This is a genomic window from Lentzea sp. NPDC006480 (assembly GCF_040611995.1).
Taxonomy (GTDB): domain Bacteria; phylum Actinomycetota; class Actinomycetes; order Mycobacteriales; family Pseudonocardiaceae; genus Lentzea.
Window position 1 is genome coordinate 1 of record NZ_JBEXPJ010000337.1, and the last position, 2,077, is coordinate 2,077.

Genomic DNA, 2,077 nt, shown 5'->3' on the forward strand with positions numbered 1-2,077 from the left:
CCACGCGGAACGGAACTCCTTGGCGCACAAGCCATTCCGCGATGTCCGTGGCGAGCGTGAAGCCCGCCGGGGCCAGCGACGCCATGCGGTCCACGCGTGGAACTCGGCGAGCATCTTCTGCGTTGCACCGGGCACAGGTCAGGGAAGAGGGTTCGATCATGAAGAAGGCGTTGGCCGGCCTGCTCGGACTGGCGGGCGTGGCGTGGGCGTTGCGGGACGTGCCCCGGCAGCTGGGCGGCAAGCCGGACCCGGTGGAGATGTCGCGCTCGCCGCGCTACCGGGACGGCAAGTTCCACAACGACAAGGAAGTCAGCACGGTCCCGGACCGCGACTCCTTCTCGGCGCGCGACTTCCTCTTCGGCGGTGAGGACCGCAAGCCGTCCGCCGCGGTACCACTGGTCGGGCCTGCCGCGCCGGTGTCGTCCGGGCTGCACGTGACCTGGTACGGGCATGCTTCCGCGCTGATCGAGATCGACGGCGCCGCGGTGCTGCTGGATCCCGTGTGGAGTGACCGGGTTTCGCCTTCCGCGCACGTCGGACCGAAGCGACTGCACCCGGTTCCGCACTCGTTGTCCGATTTGCCTGCTCTTAGTGCTGTGGTGATCTCGCATGATCACTACGACCACTTGGACATGGCGACTGTGGATGCGTTGGTCGCGTCGTCGTCGTGCGTGTTCGTGGTGCCGTTGGGGTTGGCGGCGCATCTGCGGCGGTGGGCCGTGCCCGATGACCGGATCGTCGAGCTGGACTGGGACGAGTCGTTCTCGGTGGCCGGGTTCGAGCTCACTTGTACTGCGGCACAACACTTTTCCGGGCGGTCGGTGCAGCGGAACGTCACGCTGTGGGCGTCCTGGGTGATCAAGCGCGGGTCTCGTTCGGTGTTCTACAGCGGTGACACGGGGTACTTCCCCGGCTACAAGGCGATCGGTGCGGCTCACGGGCCGTTCGACGTCGTGCTGATGCAGGTCGGTGCGTACGGCGACGCGTGGCCGGACATCCACATGACGCCGGAGGAAGGCGTCCAGGCGTTCGACGATCTCGGTGGCGGGCTGTTGATCCCCGTGCACTGGGCCACGTTCAACCTGGCGCTGCACTCGTGGACCGAGCCGGTCGACCGCGTGTGGCGCGAGGCCAAGGCGCGCGGGTTGAAGCTCGCGGTGCCGCGGCCGGGCGAGCGGGTCGACGTGGACGCGCCGAACGAGGTTGACGGGTGGTGGCAGGCTCTCGCCTGACGACTTCTGTTGGGGGAAGCATGCGCACTGCGGTTGTGACGGGAGGCGGCACCGGTATCGGCCGGGCCATCGCTCTCGAGCTCGTTTCGCAAGGCCTGGCCGTCACGATCACCGGACGTCGTGCGGAAGTTCTCGCCGAGGTTCCGGGTGTCGAGCACGTTGCTTTCGACGCCACCGACCCGGACGCGGTCCGCGCGGCACTGGCGGACCTTCCATCCCAAGTGGACGTTCTGGTCAACAACGCGGGTGGTGTCATCAGCGCTGACGACACGAAGACGCGGTGGCTCGCGAACTACGAGGCCAACGTGGTCAGCGCCGTGCTGGTGACCGAGGCGCTCACGCCCAGGTTCGCGGACAACGGCCGGGTGATCACGATCGGCTCGATCGCCGGGCGCCGCGGTGGCGGCAGCTACGGCGCCGCGAAGGCGGCGGTGGAGGCGTGGACCGCGGATCTGGCCGGAGAGCTCGGGGCACGCGGGATCACGGCGAACGTGGTGTCGCCCGGGTTGATCGTCGACACGGAGTTCTTCGGCGGCTCGATGACCGAGGAGCGGCTCAGGACGTTGATCGGGCAGACGAAGAACGGGCGCGCCGGGACGCCGGAGGACGTGGCGGCGCTGGTCGGGTTCCTGGCTTCCGAGCGGGCCGGGCACATCACCGGGCAGGTGCTGGCGGTCAACGGCGGGGCGCACCTGGGACGGTAGCGCGCAGCTTCGCGAGGATCGTCATCCGCCGCACCGACGACGGATGCGGGTCTTCGCGGAGTGCCCGGCACGAAGCGTGAGCTGTCCCAGCACCACACACGCTTGTACGGACGGACGTGCGCGCACGTCCGTCCGTACACG

At 68.8% G+C, this 2,077-nt stretch carries 2 protein-coding genes and 1 pseudogene; 2 read left to right on the forward strand and 1 reads right to left on the reverse strand.

All coding sequences use genetic code 11. From position 1 onward, the window contains the following. A pseudogene (locus ABZX92_RS45725) lies at nucleotides 1-91 on the reverse strand (hypothetical protein); the annotation flags it as partial. 67 nt (nucleotides 92-158) lie between these two features. On the opposite strand from ABZX92_RS45725, the gene ABZX92_RS45730 reads away from it, so the two are divergent. Beyond that, complete coding sequence (locus ABZX92_RS45730; protein WP_355572417.1) at nucleotides 159-1,232, forward strand: MBL fold metallo-hydrolase; 1,074 nt, start codon at nucleotides 159-161, stop codon at nucleotides 1,230-1,232. A 20-nt stretch (nucleotides 1,233-1,252) separates the two neighbouring features. Beyond that, nucleotides 1,253-1,936: an SDR family oxidoreductase gene (locus ABZX92_RS45735; protein ID WP_355572419.1), complete on the forward strand. Its 684-nt coding sequence runs from the start codon at nucleotides 1,253-1,255 to the stop codon at nucleotides 1,934-1,936. Nucleotides 1,937-2,077: the final 141 nt, after the last annotated feature.

What these genes read in the sequence shown, in the direction of transcription:
- ABZX92_RS45730 (WP_355572417.1), top strand. Translation starts at nt 159, where the DNA reads ATGAAGAAGGCGTTGGCCGGCCTGCTCGGACTGGCGGGCGTGGCGTGG.
- ABZX92_RS45735 (WP_355572419.1), top strand. Translation starts at nt 1,253, where the DNA reads ATGCGCACTGCGGTTGTGACGGGAGGCGGCACCGGTATCGGCCGGGCC.